This window comes from Thermobifida fusca NBRC 14071 = JCM 3263 (assembly GCF_001592045.1).
Taxonomy (GTDB): Bacteria; Actinomycetota; Actinomycetes; order Streptosporangiales; family Streptosporangiaceae; genus Thermobifida; species Thermobifida fusca.
The window spans coordinates 1-2,735 of sequence record NZ_BCWB01000032.1 but is presented as its reverse complement, the minus strand read 5'-3'; the positions used below and the strand labels follow the sequence as shown (position 1 = coordinate 2,735).

The 2,735-nt window shown below is 65.2% G+C and carries 3 protein-coding genes; 2 read left to right on the top strand and 1 reads right to left on the bottom strand.

Annotation, left to right across the window (positions count from 1 at the left end; genetic code table 11):
• Positions 1 to 245: 245 nt before the first annotated feature.
• Both TF1_RS06550 and TF1_RS06545 read left to right on the top strand, forming a co-directional pair.
• Positions 246 to 1,175: a tetratricopeptide repeat protein gene (locus TF1_RS06550; RefSeq protein WP_255266153.1), complete on the top strand. Its 930-nt coding sequence runs from the start codon at positions 246 to 248 to the stop codon at positions 1,173 to 1,175.
• Between the two features lie 102 nt (positions 1,176 to 1,277).
• Entirely contained in the window at positions 1,278 to 1,766 is a 489-nt protein-coding gene (locus tag TF1_RS06545) for an NUDIX domain-containing protein (RefSeq protein ID WP_061783746.1), read from the top strand.
• A gap of 154 nt (positions 1,767 to 1,920) precedes the next feature.
• Here the strand turns inward: TF1_RS06545 and TF1_RS06540 are convergent.
• Positions 1,921 to 2,735: MBL fold metallo-hydrolase (locus tag TF1_RS06540; protein ID WP_061783745.1), on the bottom strand; the 815-nt coding region annotated here is incomplete at its 5' end.

The following is a 2,735-nucleotide window of genomic DNA, read 5'->3' as shown; positions in this document are numbered from 1 at the left end:
GTTTTTCTACTTCTTTGCACGGTCAATATACGATTCACCGGTACCGTAGAGTTGACGTGCATCTTTGAATCATTTCGCGCTGCTACGGACAAGTGGCAGCGTTTTTGACTGTTTACGGACGGAACATGACTGACGACAGCCGATCGGAGAGGCGCGACGGTTCTGGGACCCGAAACCGGAAAGGTTTCCGATCCGGCAGACATGGTCAACGGCGACGGGAAAGCTCCCGGTTCGGTTATGGCAGAGTGCGGGGGAAGTCTGGTCAGGGCCGCCGCTCCTCGCGGAAGAAGGAGGCCGGCTACGGCGACCGCCCAGAACCTACAACGCCGTCTCCCAGCTGGGAGAAGCAGCCAGAGAACCTCACGTCGGGGGGAGAAACAGCAGGCACGGGGAAAGACGCTGCTCCCCAGCTGCCTAAGAACGCCCATCCGCACCGCTTGGACCTGGAGATCCGCAAAGAGCTGCGCACTCTCCCTAAATTCCTGGCGGAGCTGGTGGCCAGGCACTTGGTCGCTGCAGGAGACTTCCTCAATGAAGACCCGGAGCGTGCCTACCAGCATGCTCTTTATGCCCGCCGTAAGGCGTCCCGGGTCGGCGCGGTGCGTGAAGCCGCTGGTATCGCTGCCTATCTGACCGGACGGTGGCAGGAAGCCCTGTCCGACCTGCGGGCTGCCCGTCGTATCACGGGGCAGGACATCTATCTCCCCATGATCGCTGACTGCGAGCGGGGACTGGGGCGCCCCGAACGTGCGTTGGAGATCATCCGCGAGGCCCCGATCGACGAGCTTGACGTCGCGCACCAAGTCGAGCTGCGCATTGTTGCTTCGGGGGCGCGACGTGACATGGGGGACCTGCAAGGGGCCCTGGTGGAACTGCAATGCCCGCAGTTGAAGGAACGCCGGGCACGCCCCTGGGTGGCACGGCTGTTCTACGCCTATGCCGACGTGCTGGAAGAGCTGGGCCGCAAAGGGGAAGCCCGCGAATACTTCTCCCGAGCGTCTGCTGTAGACCGGGAAGGGGTGACCGACGCCGACGAGCGTCTGGCCGCGTTGGAAGGACTCGAGATTGTCGACGTCGGCGACGACGTGGTGTGGAGCGATGCGGAGGACTTCGCATTGAGTGCTGTGGAGCCGGAAGAGTCGAAGGCTCCCGCAACGGACTCATCCGACCAGTAGCACGACACCCGCTAGACCCGATTCACTCATCTATTGCGTTCCGGTACGGCCAGGAGTGGCTGTACCGGAACGCACCTTTTCCCTTCACGTATTCCTGTTTCCATGGCTGTGAACCCACCCCCGTTGAACGGGGCCACCGTCCACCTGGGGAGCCTCCCTGCCAGCCACGACTCGGTGGTCGTGCTGCTGGTGTCGGGGCGGCACCTGGTCATGGTCCGCCACCGGGACCGAGCCTGGGAGTTCCCGGGCGGCCATGCCGAACCTGGGGAGGATATTGAAGCGACCGCGCGTCGTGAAGCGTGGGAGGAAGCCGGGGCAGAGCTGGCAGGCTTGCAGGCTGTCGGCTACTACGTGCTGCCGAACGGGCACACCACTGTGGTGACCTGTGCCCAGGCCGCGGCGTTGCACCCGTTGACCGGGGAGCACGAGACCGTGGAAGTGCGGGCTTTCGACACGCTGCCTTCCGACCTGTCGTTCACCGACGGCCTCTACGCCTACCTGCTCACCGAGCTCGGCCTCTTGAACGGACCCGATACTCCACGCTCCGACCCAGGAGAGGCGCCCCCTGCGGCTGGAACGACAACCCTGTGAGCTCTGAGGAGTTCGGTTGCGCTCTGCCAGCAGCCGTGCGGCGCGCCGACACATAGAACGGGCTGTTGTTGGGGCGCCTGGGCGGCAGGCTGCGATAGGGGGCGAGAGGAGACCTGCCGCCCGGGAAACCGCTGATCCGCGACGCGCAGCCGTGCTATTGTCGCGGGGAGTCCTGTGCTGCAGCGGCCTGCTCCGCTGCGAGTCGGTCCAACCAGTGCATGATGCCGGAGACGTTGCCTTCCTCCCCGCAGAGGATCTCCAAGACCTCCTGGGTTCCTTGCGGAACCTCGTCCGGGAGAGGACGGTAGCGTTCCCGCACCCGCTCGCGCACCAAGGCGACTGCATGGTCGAGGTCGCCGGCGGTGCTGTGCGACTCCCGTACGGTCTCCACCCACAGCCGCAGCTCCTCCACGGAGCGCTCCAAGACCGGTTCTACGTCGCTGACCGCCCCGAAGTGGGAGAACATGAGCCGCTGCGGTTTGATGTCACTGAACAGCCGCAGCGAGTCCAGGGCCGCTGCCAGGTTGAAGTCGGGGGGAGGCGTGGCGGGACGCACATCACCGGTGTAGGGGTTGTACATTCCCGCTGCATCGCCCACGTACAGGTCGCCGGTCGCCGAATCTACGAGGCCGATGTGGTGTTTGGCGTGGCCAGGCGAGTAGTAGGCGGTGAGGGTGCGGCCTGCGCCCAAGTCGATGGTTGCGCCAGTGTCCACTGCCCGGATGCGGGTCGCTTCCGTGGGCGCCATCTCGCCGAACAGCACCTCCAGCCGGTCTCCCCACACCATGCGGGCGCTGTTCATCAACCGGGTCGGGTCGGCGAGGTGGCGGGCACCGCGTTCGTGGACGATGATTTCGGCATTGGGGAACATGCGGGCGATCTCCCCGGTGCCGCCCGCGTGGTCCAAGTGGATGTGGGTGACCACCACGGTGGCCAGGTCCTGCGCTTCCACTCCCAGGGAATGCAGGG